This window comes from Cupriavidus sp. 05N38 (genome assembly GCF_056397345.1).
Genome location: NZ_JBFTNF010000101.1, coordinates 1 through 17,311, shown reverse-complemented (window position 1 = coordinate 17,311; position 17,311 = coordinate 1). Strand labels below are relative to the sequence as shown.

Here is a 17,311-nt window from a genome sequence, read left to right as displayed (position 1 = left end):
GGCCGAGGCCGCGCCGGCACGGCAGGCTGCGGACCAGGCCGCGCGTCCGGCCCGGGCCGTGCAGGCCACGCACAACGGCAGCGCCGGTTGGTGGTCGCGCCTGTTCTCGCCGGCGGCGGCCGCGGCACCGGCGCAGCGCGGCCCGCTGTCTGACATCTGCATCGAGGTGCGCCAGCCCGACGCCACCATCACCGTGCGCTGGCCGGTGCAGCACGCGGGCGAGTGTGCCGCGTGGTTGCGGGACTACCTGAAGCCCTAGGCCGGTGTCGCGGGCGGCTCCGTGCGCGGGGCTGGCGACTGGCGCGCCGTGGCGGGCAAAGTGGCCCCGGCGCCGGGCATGGAGCAGGCGCGGCGCCAAAGCCGTTACCATATCGCCATGCCACAGCACGCCAATCGCACAGACGACACCATGACAGACGCCCTCGAGCCTGCCGATCCGCAGGACAAGTACATCGTCCCGGGCCTCGAGCGCGGCCTGCGCCTGCTCGGCGAATTCAGCCGCCACGAGAAGACGCTGTCGGCGGCCGAGCTGGCGCGCCGGCTCAAGGTGCCGCGCTCCACCGTGTTCCGCCTGCTCACCACGCTGGAGATGATGGGCTTTGTCGAGCGTACCGACGGTGGCCGCGAGTTTCGCCTGGGCATGGCGGTACTGCGCCTGGGCTTCGACTACCTCGCCTCGCTGGAACTCACCGAACTCGGCCGCCCGCTGCTCGACCGCCTGCGCGACGAGATCAGCTATCCCTGCAACCTGGTGGTGCGCGATGGCCGCTCCATCGTCTATGTCGCCAAGTCCGTCGCGCCGACGCCGTTCGCCAGCTCCGTCAACGTCGGCACGCGCCTGCCCGCGCACGCCACCGTGCTCGGCCGCGTGCTGCTCGAAGACCTCACGCTGGCCGAACTGCGCGTGCTCTATCCGGAGCCGCAGCTCGAAGTCTTCTCCGACAGCACGCCCAAGACCGTGGAAGCCTTGTTCGACATGGTCCAGCGCGACCGCGAGCGGGGCTACGTCCTGCAGGAAGGCTTTTTCGAGACCAGCATCTCCACCATTGCCGCTCCGGTGCGCGACCGCACCGGCAAGGTGGTGGCCGCGCTCGGCGCCACCATCCCGGCCTCGCGCATCGACCCGGAGAAACTGGACATCATGGTGGAGCAGGTGAGGGGAGCCGCGGCCGAATTGTCGCGGCTGCTGGATTACCGGCCGGCCAGAAGCGAGTTGCTGGCGCTGTAGAGCGGCAGGTGCGGTGGCGGGTGGCCTCGACCGGCCAACCCGCTCAACCCGCGCGATTGAGGATCGACAGTACCCAGATCGCCAGGATGGGCGCACCGGCAAGGTAGCGCAACCAGGGATCCCGGCTGGCGGCCCACAGCGCCCAGAGTGCGGACAGGGCTGCGGCGAAAACGAACGCGCAGGCCGCCGCGTAGTATTCCCTGGCCCGGTAGGCCCGCAATTCGGCGAACGGACCTTGCGCGCTGTCGGCATGGGCGGGAGCGGAGGCGGCGGCCCACAACTCGGCGATCATGATGGCGCAGACAAAGCCGAGCGCCAGCGTCAGCAGCCACCTGGCCGCGCTCACCCATCGTGAAATTCTTCTCATGGCGGGAACCGTCATCGTATATGCGCCTTGGGCGCGACGGTTCCAGATTTACGGGAGGCGGCGGTGGGATTCAGGCGGAAAGTTCTGAATCGGGGCGGGGGATTTCTGGAAACGGAAGCGGCGGCGATGCGTGCTGGATTACGCGCCAATTACGCGCCACACAGTGCCATCAAGAGCCACCAAAGAAAAAAGGACCTGGGCTGTCGCCTCAGGTCCTTCGTTCTTCACCGAATTCTGGTGGGTGGTACAGGGATTGAACCTGTGACCCCTGCCGTGTGAAGGCAGTGCTCTACCGCTGAGCTAACCACCCCTGCTGCTGCGTTGTTGCTGCCGTGCTGCAGAGAAACGAAATTATGCCGGTACCTCTGTATCTTGTAAAGCCCTTTCTTGGAAATTTCTTCAAAAAAGTGGTCCGGCGCATCCATGGGCCTGCCGCGGCGCTTGGGCCGTGGCCTACGCGGCTTGCGCGGCGGGGGCTGCGATGGCTTGCGCGGACTCTTGCCACACCACTTTGCCGCCGCTGGCCTTGTCGAGTTGCTTGAGCACGCCGAGGTGAGCGTCGACTTCCTCGTCGCTGGCCATCAGCACGGGCAGGGCCAGGCGGGAGAGGTCGGCGGCCGCCACCGCGCCGCTTTCCTCGCCGCCGCCTTCGAGCATGTCGATCACCAGCGAGTTCTGGCCGCGCGTCATGGCGAGGTAGACCTCGGCCAGCAGCTCCGCGTCGAGCAGTGCGCCGTGCAGCGTGCGGTGCGAATTGCCGACGCCGAGGCGATCGCACAGCGCGTCGAGCGAATTGCGCTTGCCGGGGAACATCTGGCGGGCTTCGCGCAGGGTGTCGATCACGCTGCCGGCGTGCTCGCGGAACGGCGGCAGCCCGAGCAGCTTGAATTCCATGTCGAGGAAGCCAAGGTCGAAGGGCGCGTTGTGGATGATCAGCTCGGCGTCCTGGACGAACTCGCGGATCTCGTGGACGACTTCGGCGAACTTCGGCTTGTCGGCCAGGAAGTCCACCGTGATGCCGTGCACCGCGATCGCGCCTTCGTCGATATCGCGTTCGGGGTTGACGTAGAAGTGCAGGTGCCGCCCCGTGAGGCGGCGGTTAAGCAGCTCCACGCAGCCGATTTCAATCAGGCGGTCGCCGCTGGCGGCGTTGAGGCCGGTGGTTTCGGTGTCGAGAACGATCTGTCGCATGGCGGGCATTCTAACCGGTGAGGCGCGGCGGCCGTCGTGCGGCCGCGGCGCCTGTCGCTTGCTTATCCCTGCAGGGAGGCCACGCCGCGGTTGGCGAGGGCGTCGGCACGCTCGTTGCCGGGATGGCCGTTGTGGCCGCGTACCCAGTGCCAGGAGATATCGTGTCCCTGGGCGAGCTTGTCCATTTCCTGCCAGAGGTCGGCATTCTTCACCGGTTTCTTGTCGGCGGTCTTCCAGCCACGGGCCTTCCAGCCCGGCAGCCATTCGCCGATGCCTTTCTGCACGTACTGGGAGTCGGTGTAGACGGCCACGCGGCACGGCCGCTTGAGGGCGCGCAGCGCTTCGATGACGGCGGTCATCTCCATGCGGTTGTTGGTGGTGTTCTGCTCGCCGCCGAACAGCTCCTTCTCGTTGGCGCCGGCGACCAGCACCGCGCCCCAGCCGCCGCGGCCGGGATTGCCCTTGCAGGCGCCGTCTGAATAGATGATGACGTCTTCGATTTCGTTGCTCATGGATTCGCAGCTGGGGGCCGGCAGCCTCGGGGGGCGCCGGCCGGGTTGTTGGATGGGCAGGCGGTGGCGTTCAGTGCTCGTCGCCGGGGGCCTTGCCGTGGGTGCCGGTGGGCGTGGCCACCGGCGCGGCGACCGGCGAAAGCGCGGGCTTGGTGGCTTTCCAGGCGGGGCCGACCAGGCGGATATTGCGCACGCGCTTGACTGCAGAGATCATATAGACGGAACCGAAGATCGGCCACCAGCGGTCGCCGGCCTTCTCCATGAAGGCGGCGCGCTGCAGCCAGCGTTCGGTCCGGTACGGCGGGCAATAGCAGCCGAAGCGGCCGCGGATGATATCGAAACCGAGCAGCTTGAGCCAGTCCTTGATGCGCACGAAGCCGATCGACTGGTTGTCGTTGGGCAGGAACGGGTCGGCGCCGAGCCGCTTGAGGCCCTGGCGCGCGCCCCACAGGCTCATGGGATTGAAGCAGGTGATCACGACGCGGCCTTCGGGCATCAGCACGCGGGATACCTCGCGCAGCACTTCATGGGGGTCTTCGGAAAACTCCAGGATGTGCGGCAGGGTAAGGAGGTCGATACTCTGGGTCGCGAACGGCAGTTCGTCGAAGCGGCACAGCAACTGGCGCGCGTCGACCTGGGCGCGCGGGCCGTGAGGGCCGCTGCCGGGCGCCAGCGCCAGTGCGGAGAACGGCATGCGGTTCTCGCGCAGGGTGTCGACATGGGGCAGGCCGAGCTGCACGGCGTGGTAGCCGAAGATGTCCGCCACGGTCCGGTCGTACTGTGCCTGTTCCCATTGCAGCATGTACTGCCCGGGTGGCGAGGCAAGCCAGTCTTCCCAACTTATAATCGGACGCTTGGACATAGGAGCACGCATGTTGAAGGTGGAGCCGATTTCCGCATTCCAGGATAACTATATCTGGGCAATCCACGACGGTCACTGCGCCGCCGTGGTGGACCCGGGCGAGGCCGCGCCGGTCGAGGCCTTCCTGGCCGGCAGGGGGCTGGTCCTGGGCGCTATTGTAATCACCCACCACCATGGCGATCACCAGGGTGGCGTGGCCGGGCTGCTGGCGGCGCACCCGAGCGCGCCGGACGGCATGCCGATGCCGGTGATCGGGCCGGCCGGCGAGCGCATCGACGGGCGTACCGTGGCCGTGCGCGAAGGCGACACGGTGGACGTGGCGTATCCGGCCATGCGACTGCGCGTGCTGGACGTGCCGGGCCATACCGCCGGCCACGTCGCCTACGTGGCCGACCTGCCGGGCGCCGGGCCCGCCGTGTTCTGCGGGGATACGCTGTTCGCCAGCGGCTGCGGGCGCCTGTTCGAGGGCTCGCCGGCGCAGATGCTGGCGTCGCTGGACAAGCTGGCCTCGCTGCCCGGCGATACCCGGGTGTACTGCGCGCACGAGTACACTCGCAGCAATGTCCGCTTTGCCCGCGCGGTGGAGCCGGGAAATGCGGCGCTGGCCGCCTGGGACGCGCGCGTGGAAGCGCTGCGCGCGGCCGGCACGCCGACCGTGCCGACCACCGTGGCGCAGGAGCGCGAGGTCAATCCCTTCCTGCGCTCGCGCGAGCCGGACGTGCGCCAGGCCGTGGCGGCCCACGCCGGCGGTCCGGCCAGCGACGACGCGGCGGCCTTCGGCGCGCTGCGCGGATGGAAGGATAATTTCCGCTGATTTCGTGCGCAGGCGCGGCTGGCCGATGCCTGCCGGCGCTTGTCGCATACATTACCTGCCGCGCCGGCCAGCCGCCGCGGCCGGGAGAATTTCATTGACGCGAAAGCCGGATTTTTTTAGCATCAGGCAAATTTTTAGCGTCACGATTTGAGAACTTAATGAAAATTGGTCGATTACTGGTGGTGTTTGCGTGTGCCGCGCTGCTTGCAGCGTGCGCCAGCACGCCAACCCCGCCTGAAGCCGCCGACGGCGGCACCCCGACCGCCTCCGCTACCAGGCCGGCTATCTCGAAGCCCGATCCGCTCAACTCGATCAACAGCGCCTCCGTCATCAACGTGGACAGCGACAGCCTGGGCTGGCTGCGTGGCCCGTCGAGCGACATCTGGGACCGCATCCGCCGCGGGTTCGGCATGCCCGACCTGGAAGGCACGCTGGTTGACGATCGCACGCAGTGGTACGCGCAGCGGCCGGACTATATGGAACGGATGGTGGGGCGCTCGAGCCGCTACCTGTATCACATCGTCGAGGAGCTGGAACGGCGCAAGATGCCCACCGAGCTGGCGCTGCTGCCGTTCGTGGAGAGCGCCTTCAATCCGCAGGCGGAATCGACCGCCAAGGCCGCCGGCATGTGGCAGTTCATCCCGAGCACCGGCAAGACCTACAACCTGAAGCAGAACATGTTCCGCGACGAGCGGCGCGATGTGCTGGCTTCGACCGACGCCGCGCTGGACTACCTGGCGCGGCTGTACGACATGTTCGGCGACTGGCAGCTCGCGCTGGCCGCCTACAACTGGGGCGAGGGCGCGGTCTCGCGCGCGATCGCGCGCAACCAGGCGCGCGGGTTGCCGACCGACTATGCCAGCCTGAACATGCCCAACGAGACGCGCTACTACGTGCCCAAGCTGCAGGCGGTCAAGAACATCATCGCCAATCCGCAGATGTACGGGGTCAAGTTGCCGGACATCCCGGATCACCCGTATTTCGTCACGGTGACCACCTCGCGCGATATCGACGTCACGCTGGCCGCCAAGCTGGCCAACCTGCCGCTCGACGAATTCAAGGCGCTCAACCCGTCCTTCAACCGGCCGGTGATCCTCGGCGCGGCCAATCCGCAAATCCTGCTGCCGTTCGATAACGCCGAGCGCTTCCAGTACAACCTGAACACCTACCGGGGCGGCCTGTCGAGCTGGACCGCGGTGACGGTGGACAACCGCGAGCGCATCGAAGCGCTGGCGGCGCGGCTCAATATCGATGCCGACACCATCCGCGACATCAACCGCATTCCCAAGGGCATGCGGCTAAAGGCCGGCTCGACGGTGGTGGTGCCGCGTTCCGGCGAGCATAACCAGGACATCAGCGCCACGCTGGCCGACAGCGCGATGATGGCCGTGGAGCCTGATGTGCCGGATGCGCGCCGCATCGTGGTGCGCGCCGGGCGGCGCGATACGGTGGCGTCGGTGGCGCACCGCTATGGCGTGTCGCAGGGCCAGGTGCAGTCCTGGAACAAGCTGTCCGGCACCAAGCTGGTGTCGGGGCAGAGCCTGGTGCTGATGGTGCCGGCGCGCAGCCGCTTCGCCAGCGCACCGGCCGAACCGTCGACGGCGTCCGCGCTGGTGCCGGTACACGCCGAGCCGGCGCACGCCGCGGCCGGGGGCCATGGCGCGCGCCAGCGCGTCACGGTGGAAGCCGCGCCGCGCAAGGGCGCAGCCGCGGCGGCCAAGGCGCCCGCCAGGGCCTCGTCGTCCAGGGCGGCGCCCGCGGTGGCGTCGGCCAAGGCCAGCACCAAGGCGGCTGGCAAGGCCTCCGGCAAGGCGCGCGCGCACTGATCGCACGGCGCGGGTTTGTGCTGGATCAAGGGCGTGCCGCTGGCACGCCCTTTTTGTTTTTCGGCGCGGCGCGCGGTAAGTCTTGCGTAAGGCGGCGTGGCCAGACTGCAAGCGCCGCCGGTGGTGGCAAACTAATGGCAGGCAGCGCCTGGTGACCCGTCACCGGTATCCGGAGATGGCCAGCGGCTGCCGGCACAGAAATCAGACAACCCGCGACAAAGCGGAGGAGACAAGCCATGACGGCAACCCGTGCCCTGCACGCCCGGTCCTTGAGCGATCCCGCAGGTTTCTGGGCCGAGCAGGCCCGCCGCATCGAATGGGAAACGCCGTTCGATACGGTGCTGGACGACAGCCGCGCGCCATTCACCCGCTGGTTCGCCGGCGGGCGCACCAATCTCTGCCACAACGCCGTGGACCGCCACCTGGCGGAGCGGGCCGGCCAGCCGGCGCTGGTCTACGTGTCCACCGAGACCGGCGAGCACCGCAGCTACAGCTACGCGGAGCTGCACGACGAGGTCAACCGCATGGCGGCGATCCTGCAGCAGATGGGCGTGGCCCGCGGCGATCGCGTGCTGATCTACATGCCGATGATTCCCGAGGCGGCGTTCGCCATGCTGGCCTGCGTGCGCATCGGCGCCATCCATTCGGTGGTGTTCGGCGGCTTCGCTTCGGTCAGCCTGGCCGCGCGCATCGACGACGCGCAGCCGCGCGTGGTGATCAGCGCCGATGCCGGCTCGCGCGCGGGCAAGGTGGTGCCCTACAAGCCGCTGCTCGACGAGGCCCTGCAACTGGCCGCCTACAAGCCGGAACGCGTGCTGATGGTGGACCGCCGGCTCGCCCCGATGACGCTGGTCGCCGGCCGCGACGAAGACTACGCTGCCTGGCGCGAACGCGTGGGCGCGGCGCGGGTGCCGTGTACGTGGCTGGAATCGAGCGAGCCGTCCTACGTGCTCTACACCTCGGGCACCACCGGCAAGCCCAAGGGCGTGCAGCGCGATACCGGCGGCCACGCCGTGGCGCTGGCCACGTCGATGGAGTACATCTTCTGCGGCAAGCCTGGTGACACCATGTTCTCCAGTTCCGATATCGGCTGGGTGGTGGGGCACAGCTATATCGTCTACGGCCCGCTGCTGGCCGGCATGACCACGCTGCTGTACGAAGGCACGCCGGTGTACCCGGACGGCGGCATCCTCTGGCAGCTGGTGGAGCAGTACCGCGTGAACCTGATGTTCAGCGCGCCCACCGCGATCCGCGTGCTCAAGAAGCAGGATCCCGCCTGGCTCACGCGCTACGACCTGTCCGGCCTGCGCCTGCTGTTCCTGGCCGGCGAGCCGCTCGACGAGCCCACCGCGAGCTGGATCCAGCAGGGCATCGGCAAGCCGGTGGTGGACAACTACTGGCAGACCGAGACCGGCTGGCCGATCATCGCGATCCAGCGCGGCATCGATCCGCTGCCGGCCAAGCTGGGCTCGCCCGGCGTGCCGGTGTACGGCTACGACCTGAAGATCGTCGACGAAGCCACCGGCGCCGAGTGCCCGCGGGGCCAGAAGGGTGTGCTCGCCATCGACGGGCCGCTGCCGCCCGGATGCCTGAGCACCGTGTGGGGCGACGACGAGCGCTTCGTCCGGACTTACTGGAGCGGCGTGCCGGGCCGCCGCTGCTACTCCACGTTCGACTGGGGCGTGCAGGACGAGGATGGCTACATCTTCATCCTTGGCCGCACCGACGACGTGATCAACGTGGCTGGCCACCGGCTCGGCACACGCGAGATCGAAGAGAGTATTTCGTCACATCCGGCCGTGGCCGAAGTGGCGGTCGTGGGCGTGCAGGATGCGCTCAAGGGCCAGGTGGCGATGGCCTTCGTCATTGCGCGCGACGCGGGCCGCACCGCTACCCAGGCCGACCGCCTGGCGCTGGAAGGCGACGTGATGAAGACCGTGGACCGCCAGCTCGGCGCGGTGGCGCGACCGGCGCGGGTGTTCTTCGTCAACGCGCTGCCCAAGACCCGCTCGGGCAAGCTGCTGCGGCGCGCCATGCAGGCCGTGGCGGAGGGCCGCGACCCGGGCGACCTCACCACCATCGAGGACCCGACCGCGCTGGCCCAGTTGCGGGCGGCGATGCAGGGCTGAGGAGAAGAAGGGCGGCGGCCCCGGCTGGCGGGGCCGCCGCTGCGCCGCCGCAGAGATTGTGCTTGCCAGCCGCCGCCATGCGGACTAATATTTTAAGCATAAAATATTTAAGCATGATCTAGATGCGCAGCCGCGCATCGCATGCGCCGAAATATGCTGTCCGTGCCGCTGGCTTGCGCCGCGGCGGCACCGGCGCGCTGGAGACGAAAGATGCGAGTGTTGTGTATCGGCGGTGGCCCTTCGGGCCTGTACTTCGGCCTGCTGATGAAGCTGCAGGACCCCGCCAACGAGGTCTACGTGGTGGAGCGCAACCGCCCCTACGACACCTTCGGCTGGGGCGTGGTGTTCTCGGATGCCACCATGGACAACCTCAAGGTCGCCGACCCGGTCAGCGCGCGCCAGATCGACGAGGCCTTCAACCACTGGGACGATATCGACGTCCATATCGGCGGGCGCACCATCCGCTCCGGTGGCCACGGCTTCATCGGCATCGGCCGCAAGCGCTTGCTCAATATCCTGCAGGCGCGCTGCGAGGAACTCGGCGTGCACCTGGTGTTCGAGACCGACGTCGCGGATGACCAGGCACTTGCGCAGCAATACCAGGCAGACCTGGTGATCGCCTCCGACGGCATCAACAGCCGTGTGCGCGGGCGCTACGCCGACACCTTCCGGCCCGATATCGATACGCGCCGGTGCCGCTTTGTCTGGCTCGGCACGCACAAGCTGTTCGACGCCTTCACCTTTGCCTTCGAGAAGACCGAGCACGGCTGGTTCCAGGCCCATGCCTACCGCTTCGACGACCATACCTCCACCTTCATCGTGGAAGCGCCCGAGCCGGTGTGGCGCGCGGCAGGGATCGAGCAGATGAGCCAGGAAGAGGGCGTGGCGTATTGCGAGCGCCTGTTCGCGCGCTACCTGGACGGCAACCGCCTGATCAGCAACGCCACCCACCTGCGCGGCTCCGCCAGCTGGATCCGCTTCCCGCGCGTGATCTGCCATACCTGGGTGCACTGGAACACGCTTGCCGACGGCCGTCGCGTGCCGGTGGTCCTGATGGGGGATGCCGCGCACACGGCGCATTTCTCGATCGGCTCGGGCACCAAGCTGGCGCTGGAAGACGCCATCGAGCTGGCCAACAATATCCGCGATGCGGGCGCCGGCGGCGCCGACGTGCTGCCGCAGGCGCTGGAGCGCTACCAGGCCAGCCGCAGCGTGGAAGTGCTGAAGATCCAGAATGCCGCGCGCAACTCAACCGAATGGTTCGAGAACGTGGCGCGCTATGCCGGCATGGCGCCCGACCAGTTTGCCTATTCGCTGCTGACGCGCTCGCAGCGCATCTCGCACGAGAACCTGCGCGTGCGCGATGCGGGCTATGTGGACGATTTCGAGCGCTGGCTGGCAAGCCAGGCCGCGGCCGACGTGGCGGGGGCGCAGACGGCCGCGCCGCAAGCCGGCGCGCGCGCCGTGCCGCCGATGTTCACGCCGTTCCGCGTGCGCGACGTCACGCTGAAGAACCGCGTGGTGGTATCGCCGATGGCCATGTATTCCTGCGAGGACGGCGTACCCGGCGATTTCCACCTGACCCACCTGGGCGCGCGCGCGCTCGGCGGCGCCGGCATGGTGGTGGCGGAGATGACCTGTACCTCGCCGGACGCGCGCATCACCCCGGCTTGCCCGGGCTTGTGGAATGACACGCAGCGCGACGCGTGGCGCCGCATCGTGGACTTCGTGCACGCCAACAGCGATGCGCGCATTGCCATGCAGATCGGCCACGCGGGGCGCAAGGGCTCGACACAGCTCGGCTGGGAGCAGATGGACTACCCGCTGGACAACGGTAACTGGCCACTGCTGTCGGCCTCGGCGCTGCCCTATATGCCCGGCATCTCGCAGGTGCCGCGCGAAATGACGCGCGCCGACATGGACCGCGTGCGCGACGATTTCACGGCCGCCGCGCGGCGCGCCGCCGAGGCCGGCTTCGACTGGCTCGAGCTGCATTGCGCGCACGGCTACCTGTTGTCGAGCTTTATCTCGCCGCTGACCAACCTGCGTGGCGACGAATACGGCGGCTCGCTGGCCGCGCGCCTGCGCTATCCGCTCGAGGTCTTCGCGGCGGTGCGCGCGGCGTGGCCGCAGGAGCGGCCCATGTCGGTGCGCATCTCGGCGCATGACTGGGTCGAGGGCGGCATCACGCCCGACGATGCAATCGAGATCGCGCGCGCCTTCAAGGCCGCCGGCGCGGACATGATCGATTGCTCGTCGGGCCAGGTGAGCCCGGACCAGGCACCGGTGTATGGGCGCATGTACCAGACACCGTTCGCCGACCGCATCCGCAACGAGGCCGGCATCGCCACCATCGCCGTGGGCGCGATCTTCGAGGCCGACCACGTCGACAGCATCATCGCTGCCGGCCGCGCGGACCTGTGCGCGATCGCGCGTCCGCACCTGGCGGACCCGGCCTGGACCATCCACGAGGCCGCGCGGATCGGGCATCGCGAACTGGCCTGGCCGAAGCAATACCAGGCCGGCAAGCGCCAGCTCGAGACCAATCTGGAACGTGCGGCGCAGATGGCGCAGCAACAGGCAAGACAAGAGGCGCTGCATGCGCGCCAGGCGGAGGGTCTTTGAACATGGGTGCACAGCATTCCCTGCAGGGCCGGCACGCCCTGGTCACCGGCGGCGGTCGCGGCATCGGCGCCGCCATCGCGCGGCGCCTGCTGGCGCACGGCGCCAGCGTCACCCTGCTCGGTCGCGACGCGGCCACGCTGGCCGCCACCGCCGATGCGCTGGCCGATGCGGTGGTGCCGCCGGCCGTGCTCGGCACGGTCAGCGCGGATATCTCCAGCGCCGACAGCGTGTCGGCGGCGTTTGCCGCGGCCGCGCAGAGGGCGGGGCGCATCGACGTGCTCGTCAACAACGCCGGGCAGGCGCGCAGCGCGCCCTTCATGAAGACCGACCTGGCGCTGTGGCAAGGCATGCTCGAAGTCAACCTGACCGGCACCTTCCTGTGCACGCAGGCGGCGCTGCCCGGCATGCTGGAGAACGGCTGGGGCCGCATCGTCAACGTGGCCAGCACCGCCGGCCTGGCTGGCTATGGCTATGTCAGCGCCTATTGCGCGGCCAAGCACGGCGTGATCGGCATGACGCGGGCGCTGGCGCTCGAGACCGCCAGCAGCGGCGTGACCGTCAACGCGGTCTGCCCGGGCTACACCGAGACCGACATCGTGCGTGACGCGGTGGCCAATATCGTGCGCAAGACCGGCCGTAGCGAGGCGCAGGCCCGCGCCGATCTGGCCAAGGGCAATCCGCAGGGGCGCCTGGTGCAGCCCGAGGAAGTGGCGGATGCGGTGGCATGGCTGTGCCAGCCGTCGGCCAGCGCCATCACCGGACAGTCGATCCCGGTGGCCGGCGGCGAAGTCATGGCCGGCTGAGCCCCGCGCGGCGAGACGCAAGCACACAACGCAATCCAACGAATCCCTGCAAGCGAGAAACGAGATGAGCGAAATCGCACTGGACATGCGCCACCACAAGCGCAGCTTCGCCGGCTACCAGCCCAAACATTTCCTGTGGTCGGTCTCGGCCGACGGCAAGGTCGGCACCGTGACGCTGAACCGCCCGGAGCGCAAGAACCCGCTGACCTTCGATTCCTACGCCGAGCTGCGCGACCTGTTCCGCGGCCTGTGCTACGCCACCGACATCAAGTCCGTGGTGGTCACCGGCGCCGGCGGCAATTTCTGCTCGGGCGGCGATGTGCACGAGATCATCGGCCCGCTCACGCGCATGACCATGCCCGAGCTGCTGGAGTTCACGCGCATGACCGGCGACCTGATCAAGGCCATGCGCGCCTGTCCGCAGCCGATCGTCAGCGCCGTCGACGGCATTTGCGCCGGCGCCGGCGCGATGATGGCGCTGGCCTCCGACATGCGGCTGGGCACGGCGCAGGCCAAGACCGCCTTCCTGTTCGTGCGGGTGGGCCTGGCCGGCGCCGACATGGGCGCGTGTTCGCTGCTGCCGCGCGTGATCGGCCAGGGCCGCGCCAGCGAACTGCTCTACACCGGCCGCGCCATGAACGCCCAGGAGGGGCTGCAATGGGGCTTCTTCAACGTGCTGCATGCGCCGGAAACGCTGCTGGCCGACGCGCAGGCGCTGGCCGCGCAGATCGCCGCCGGCCCCACCTTCGCCCACGGCGTGACCAAGAAGCTGCTGCACCAGGAATGGAATATGGGCCTGGACGAAGCCATCGAGGCCGAGGCCGAGGCGCAGGCCATCTGCATGCAGACCAGGGACTTCCGCCGCGCCTACGATGCCTTCGTGGCCAAGACGCGCCCGGTGTTCGAAGGCGACTGAAACCACACGCAAAGCAGACCCCAAGAAAGAGGAAGGCCAACGCCATGTCCGACAAGAGTTATCTCGCCCTGCCGTTCTTCGATGACGCGCACCGCGAACTGGAGCAGCGCCTCGACGCCTGGGCCACGGCTTCGCTGGCCGTCGACCACAGCGATACCGATGCCGCCTGCCGCGCGCTGGTGCGCCAGCTCGGCGCGGCCGGCTGGCTGCGCTACTGCGTGCCGGCCGCCTACGGCGGCGCGCTCGACAAGCTCGATTCGCGCTCGCTGTGCCTGCTGCGCGAAACGCTCGCGCGCCACGATGGCCTGGCCGACTTCGCCTTCGCCATGCAGGGCCTGGGCAGCGGCGCCATTTCGCTGGCCGGCAGCGAGGCCGTGCGCGAGCGCTACCTGCCGCGCGTGGCGCGCGGCGAGGCGATCGCGGCCTTTGCGCTGTCCGAGCCGGATGCGGGATCGGACGTGGCGGCCATGCAGTGCCGCGCCGTGCGCGACGGCGACGACTACGTGCTCGACGGCGTCAAGACCTGGATCTCCAACGGCGGCATTGCCGATTTCTACTGCGTGTTCGCGCGCACCGGCGAGGCGCCCGGCGCGCGCGGCATCTCCGCCTTCGTGGTGGATGCCGGCACGCCCGGGCTGAGCATCGCCGAGCGCATCGACGTGATGGCGCCGCACCCGCTGGCCACGCTGCGCTTCGAGAACTGCCGCGTGCCCGCCGGCGCGCGCCTGGGCGAAGCGGGGCAGGGCTTCAAGGTGGCGATGATGACGCTGGATATCTTCCGCGCCTCGGTGGCCGCCGCGTCGCTCGGCTTCGGCCGCGCCGCACTGGACGAAGCGCTGGCGCGCGCCACCTCGCGCCCGATGTTCGGCGGCGTGCTGGCCGACCTGCAGCTCACGCAGGCCGCGCTCGGCGACATGGCCACCGCGATCGACTCGGCGGCGCTGCTGACCTACCGCGCGGCCTGGCTGCGCGACGTGGCCGGCGTGCGCACCACGCGCGAGGCGGCGATGGCCAAGATGGTTGCCACCGAGAACGCGCAGCAGGTGATCGACCGCGCCGTGCAGATGTTCGGCGGGCTCGGCGTCAAGGTCGGCACGCGCGTGGAGAGCCTGTACCGCGAGATCCGCTCGCTGCGCATCTACGAAGGCGCCACCGAAGTGCAGAAGYTGATCATCGCGCGCGAGACGCTGGCGCAGCATCGCGGCTAGCCCGGCGGCGCCGGCGCAGCAGGACCACCACCCTTACCAGCATCACCAGAATGAAGGAAGCGGAGACAATCATGGCGAGCACTGCCCACCTCGATACCTTTGCACGCGACCGGCTGCCGCCCCCGGCGCAGTGGCCGGAACTGCTGTTCAACGAGGACACGCAATACCCCGGGCGCATGAACTGCGCGCTGGAACTGGTCGAGCGCCACGTGCGCGAAGGGCGCGGGGAGCGCGTGGCCATCCGTTACGAACAGGACGGCGCGCAGCGCGCCGTCACCTATGCGGATCTGGCCGCGCTGTCGAACCGCATCGCCCACGTGCTCACCGGCGACATGAAGCTGGTGCCGGGCAACCGCGTGCTGCTGCGCGGGCCCAACAACCTGATGATGGCGGCATGCTGGCTGGCGGTGGTCAAGGCCGGCCTGATCGCCGTGCCGACCATGCCGCTGCTGCGTGCCAAGGAACTCAAGCAGGTGATCGACCGCGCCCAGGTCAGCGCGGCGCTGTGCGACGAACGGCTGCGCGAAGAGCTCGATGCCAACCTGGTCGCCGGAACCGAGCAGCATTGCCCGAGCCTGGCGCAGGTGCTGTATTTCAACGGCAGCGGCGCGGGCTCGGTGGAAGCGGCCATGGCCGGCAAGCCGGATGCGTACGCGGCCTGCGACACCGCGGCCGACGACATCTGCCTGATCGCCTTCACCAGCGGCACCACGGGCCAGCCCAAGGGCACGGTGCACTTTCACCGCGATGTGATCGCCATGTGCGACCTGTTTCCGCGCCACGTGCTCAAGCCCGGCCCCGACGACATTTTCTGCGGCACGCCGCCGCTGGCCTTTACCTTCGGCCTGGGAGGCATGCTGTGCTTCCCGCTGCGGGTGGGGGCGTCCACGGCGCTGGCCGAGCGCCTCGCGCCGGACAGCCTGCTGGCACTGATCCAGGCATGGCGTGCCACCATCGTCTTCACCGCGCCGACCTTCTACCGGCAGATGGCGGCGCTGGCGCCGGGCTACGATATTTCCAGCCTGAAGAAGAGCGTGTCGGCCGGCGAGGCGCTGCCCGACGCCACGCGCCAGAGCTGGAAGGCGGCCACCGGGATCGAGATGACCGACGGCATCGGCGGCACGGAGATGATGCATATCTTCATCTCCAGCGCCGGCGCGGATGTGCGGCCGGGCTCGATCGGCAAGGTGGTCCCGGGCTATATCGCCTGCATCGTCGACGATGCGATGCAGGCGGTGCCGCCCGGCACCGTCGGCAAGCTGGCGGTGCGCGGACCCACCGGCTGCCGCTACCTGGACGACCCGCGCCAGTCTGCCTATGTGAGGGACGGCTGGAACCTGCCGGGCGACACCTTCATGGCCGACGCCGATGGCTATTACTACTACCAGGCGCGCTCCGACGACATGATCGTCTCGGCAGGCTATAACATTGCCGGCCCCGAAGTGGAGAGCGCGCTGATGCGGCACGAGGCGGTGGCCGAGTGCGGCGTGGTGGGCATGGCCGATGCCGAGCGCGGCCAGGTGGTCGCGGCCTATGTGGTGCTGCGCCCCGGCGTGCCTGCCAGCGAGGCGACCAGCGCCGCGCTGCAGGCCTACGTCAAGGCCGAGATCGCGCCTTACAAGTATCCGCGGCGCGTGATCTTCGTGGATGCGCTGCCGCGCACCGAGACCGGCAAGCTGCAGCGCTTCCGCCTGCGCCAGATGGCGGAGCAGCAAGGAGCGGGCGGCGGGAGGCAGCCGTGAGCGAGGTCTTCGCCAGCCTGCGCCGCGTGCGCTTCAAGGACTGCGATGCCGCGGGCATCGTGTTCTTCCCGCGCTACTTCGAGATGCTCAACGACCTGGTCGAGGACTGGTTCCGCGAGGCGCTGGGCTGGCCCTTCGGCGAGATGCACGGCGCCGGGCAGGCGGGGGTGCCCACGGCCGCGCTGTCGTGCCGGTTCGTGGCGCCGAGCCGGCTCGACGAAGTGCTGCGCCGGGAATTGCGCGTGACGCATCTGGGGCGCAGCAGCTTCTCCCTGCTGGTGCGCTTTTGCGGGCCCGATGGCGATACGCGGCTGGAAGTGGCGCAGCGGCTGGTCTGCGTCGATGCCGGCGAACTGGTGCCGCGCGCGCTGCCACCGGCGGTGCGCGCGCAGATGGAGCGCTTTGTGCTGCCCCCGGGCGAGGCCGGCAGCATGCAGGCCGGCATGCCCCACGACGCAGCCGGAAGCTGATGGCTGCGCCCCGCCGGGGCCGCCGTCAGGGAAATCAAAAACACAAGCAACGGGATGACCGATCATGAAGATTCTGCAACCACCAGACTGGGCGCCGCCGCGCGGCTACGCCAATGGCGTGATGACCGAAATGCAGGTGGGCAGCCGCCTGCTCTTCGTCGGCGGCCAGATCGGCTGGAACGGCAAGTGCGAGTTCGAGACCGACGATTTCGCGGAGCAGGTGGGGCAAGCCCTGCGCAACGTGGTGGCGGTGCTGGCCGAGGGCGGGGCGCGCCCCGATCACATCGTGCGCATGACCTGGTATGTGAAGGACAAGGAAGCCTACGTGAGTGCCTATCGCGCCATCGGCGAGCATTATCGCGCCACCATCGGACGTCATTTCCCGGCCATGACGGCGGTGGAAGTGGCCGACCTGGTGGAGTCCCGCGCCAAGGTGGAAATAGAGGTCACGGCGGTAGTGCCTCCAGCCGCGTAAGGCCACCRGCGCGGCTCCCGGGGCGGCGGGGCAAGGCGGGCGAAAGCTCCCGATGCGCCCGCAAGTCCTTGATAACTTGAGAAAATGGGTGCGGCGGGGTATAATCCGAAAGTTTCGCTTTCAGAACCCCATCACCCTAGCGC

Annotated in this window: 15 protein-coding genes, 1 tRNA gene and 1 pseudogene; 12 read left to right on the top strand and 5 right to left on the bottom strand. The window is 68.8% G+C overall.

Annotation, left to right across the window (positions count from 1 at the left end; genetic code table 11):
- A pseudogene (locus AC1DK4_RS38115) lies at nucleotides 1–259 on the top strand (4-hydroxybenzoyl-CoA reductase); the annotation flags it as partial.
- A gap of 150 nt (nucleotides 260–409) precedes the next feature.
- Entirely contained in the window at nucleotides 410–1,228 is an 819-nt protein-coding gene (locus AC1DK4_RS38110) for an IclR family transcriptional regulator (protein WP_441618237.1), read from the top strand.
- 43 nt (nucleotides 1,229–1,271) lie between these two features.
- Here AC1DK4_RS38110 and AC1DK4_RS38105 read toward each other — a convergent pair whose 3' ends face one another.
- The 5 genes from AC1DK4_RS38105 to AC1DK4_RS38085 form a co-directional block, all read right to left on the bottom strand.
- Nucleotides 1,272–1,595: a hypothetical protein gene (locus AC1DK4_RS38105; protein ID WP_441618239.1), complete on the bottom strand. Its 324-nt coding sequence runs from the start codon at nucleotides 1,593–1,595 to the stop codon at nucleotides 1,272–1,274.
- 235 nt (nucleotides 1,596–1,830) lie between these two features.
- Nucleotides 1,831–1,905, bottom strand: a tRNA-Val gene (locus AC1DK4_RS38100).
- Between the two features lie 143 nt (nucleotides 1,906–2,048).
- Nucleotides 2,049–2,786 (bottom strand): DNA polymerase III subunit epsilon, encoded by a 738-nt coding sequence (gene dnaQ, locus AC1DK4_RS38095; RefSeq protein ID WP_441618241.1) that lies wholly within the window; start codon nucleotides 2,784–2,786, stop codon nucleotides 2,049–2,051.
- A gap of 62 nt (nucleotides 2,787–2,848) precedes the next feature.
- Entirely contained in the window at nucleotides 2,849–3,286 is a 438-nt protein-coding gene (gene rnhA / locus AC1DK4_RS38090) for a ribonuclease HI (RefSeq protein WP_441618389.1), read from the bottom strand.
- A gap of 82 nt (nucleotides 3,287–3,368) precedes the next feature.
- Nucleotides 3,369–4,160, bottom strand: a complete 792-nt coding sequence (locus AC1DK4_RS38085; protein ID WP_441618243.1) for a class I SAM-dependent methyltransferase — start codon at nucleotides 4,158–4,160, stop codon at nucleotides 3,369–3,371.
- 10 nt (nucleotides 4,161–4,170) lie between these two features.
- On the opposite strand from AC1DK4_RS38085, the gene gloB reads away from it, so the two are divergent.
- From gloB to AC1DK4_RS38035, 10 genes are all read left to right on the top strand, one after another.
- Nucleotides 4,171–4,974, top strand: a complete 804-nt coding sequence (gloB, locus tag AC1DK4_RS38080) for a hydroxyacylglutathione hydrolase (protein WP_441618245.1) — start codon at nucleotides 4,171–4,173, stop codon at nucleotides 4,972–4,974.
- Nucleotides 4,975–5,132: 158 nt separating this feature from the next.
- Entirely contained in the window at nucleotides 5,133–6,800 is a 1,668-nt protein-coding gene (locus tag AC1DK4_RS38075) for a transglycosylase SLT domain-containing protein (protein WP_441618247.1), read from the top strand.
- A gap of 200 nt (nucleotides 6,801–7,000) precedes the next feature.
- Nucleotides 7,001–8,929, top strand: coding sequence for a propionate--CoA ligase (locus AC1DK4_RS38070; protein WP_441618391.1), 1,929 nt, complete (start codon nucleotides 7,001–7,003; stop codon nucleotides 8,927–8,929).
- A gap of 210 nt (nucleotides 8,930–9,139) precedes the next feature.
- Nucleotides 9,140–11,554: a bifunctional salicylyl-CoA 5-hydroxylase/oxidoreductase gene (locus tag AC1DK4_RS38065; RefSeq protein ID WP_441618249.1), complete on the top strand. Its 2,415-nt coding sequence runs from the start codon at nucleotides 9,140–9,142 to the stop codon at nucleotides 11,552–11,554.
- A gap of 2 nt (nucleotides 11,555–11,556) precedes the next feature.
- The gene (locus AC1DK4_RS38060; protein WP_441618251.1) at nucleotides 11,557–12,357 is read left to right on the top strand and encodes an SDR family NAD(P)-dependent oxidoreductase; all 801 of its coding nucleotides are present in this window, start codon (nucleotides 11,557–11,559) and stop codon (nucleotides 12,355–12,357) included.
- A 64-nt stretch (nucleotides 12,358–12,421) separates the two neighbouring features.
- Nucleotides 12,422–13,273, top strand: a complete 852-nt coding sequence (locus tag AC1DK4_RS38055; protein WP_441618253.1) for an enoyl-CoA hydratase family protein — start codon at nucleotides 12,422–12,424, stop codon at nucleotides 13,271–13,273.
- Between the two features lie 44 nt (nucleotides 13,274–13,317).
- Nucleotides 13,318–14,481 (top strand): acyl-CoA dehydrogenase family protein, encoded by a 1,164-nt coding sequence (locus AC1DK4_RS38050; RefSeq protein WP_441618255.1) that lies wholly within the window; start codon nucleotides 13,318–13,320, stop codon nucleotides 14,479–14,481.
- A 71-nt stretch (nucleotides 14,482–14,552) separates the two neighbouring features.
- Nucleotides 14,553–16,223: an AMP-binding protein gene (locus AC1DK4_RS38045; protein ID WP_441618257.1), complete on the top strand. Its 1,671-nt coding sequence runs from the start codon at nucleotides 14,553–14,555 to the stop codon at nucleotides 16,221–16,223.
- Nucleotides 16,220–16,693 carry an acyl-CoA thioesterase gene (locus AC1DK4_RS38040; protein ID WP_441618259.1) on the top strand — a complete coding sequence of 158 codons (474 nt, stop codon included), beginning with the start codon at nucleotides 16,220–16,222 and terminating at the stop codon, nucleotides 16,691–16,693. Before AC1DK4_RS38045 ends, AC1DK4_RS38040 begins: the two co-directional genes overlap by 4 nt.
- Before the next feature lie 64 nt (nucleotides 16,694–16,757).
- Entirely contained in the window at nucleotides 16,758–17,168 is a 411-nt protein-coding gene (locus AC1DK4_RS38035) for a RidA family protein (RefSeq protein WP_441618261.1), read from the top strand.
- Nucleotides 17,169–17,311 lie beyond the last annotated feature (143 nt).

What these genes read in the sequence shown, in the direction of transcription:
- AC1DK4_RS38085 (WP_441618243.1), bottom strand. Translation starts at nt 4,160, where the DNA reads ATGTCCAAGCGTCCGATTATAAGTTGGGAAGACTGGCTTGCCTCGCCA.
- AC1DK4_RS38105 (WP_441618239.1), bottom strand. Translation starts at nt 1,595, where the DNA reads ATGAGAAGAATTTCACGATGGGTGAGCGCGGCCAGGTGGCTGCTGACG.
- dnaQ (WP_441618241.1), bottom strand. Translation starts at nt 2,786, where the DNA reads ATGCGACAGATCGTTCTCGACACCGAAACCACCGGCCTCAACGCCGCC.
- AC1DK4_RS38060 (WP_441618251.1), top strand. Translation starts at nt 11,557, where the DNA reads ATGGGTGCACAGCATTCCCTGCAGGGCCGGCACGCCCTGGTCACCGGC.
- AC1DK4_RS38110 (WP_441618237.1), top strand. Translation starts at nt 410, where the DNA reads ATGACAGACGCCCTCGAGCCTGCCGATCCGCAGGACAAGTACATCGTC.
- AC1DK4_RS38075 (WP_441618247.1), top strand. Translation starts at nt 5,133, where the DNA reads ATGAAAATTGGTCGATTACTGGTGGTGTTTGCGTGTGCCGCGCTGCTT.
- AC1DK4_RS38035 (WP_441618261.1), top strand. Translation starts at nt 16,758, where the DNA reads ATGAAGATTCTGCAACCACCAGACTGGGCGCCGCCGCGCGGCTACGCC.
- gloB (WP_441618245.1), top strand. Translation starts at nt 4,171, where the DNA reads ATGTTGAAGGTGGAGCCGATTTCCGCATTCCAGGATAACTATATCTGG.
- AC1DK4_RS38065 (WP_441618249.1), top strand. Translation starts at nt 9,140, where the DNA reads ATGCGAGTGTTGTGTATCGGCGGTGGCCCTTCGGGCCTGTACTTCGGC.
- AC1DK4_RS38055 (WP_441618253.1), top strand. Translation starts at nt 12,422, where the DNA reads ATGAGCGAAATCGCACTGGACATGCGCCACCACAAGCGCAGCTTCGCC.
- AC1DK4_RS38045 (WP_441618257.1), top strand. Translation starts at nt 14,553, where the DNA reads ATGGCGAGCACTGCCCACCTCGATACCTTTGCACGCGACCGGCTGCCG.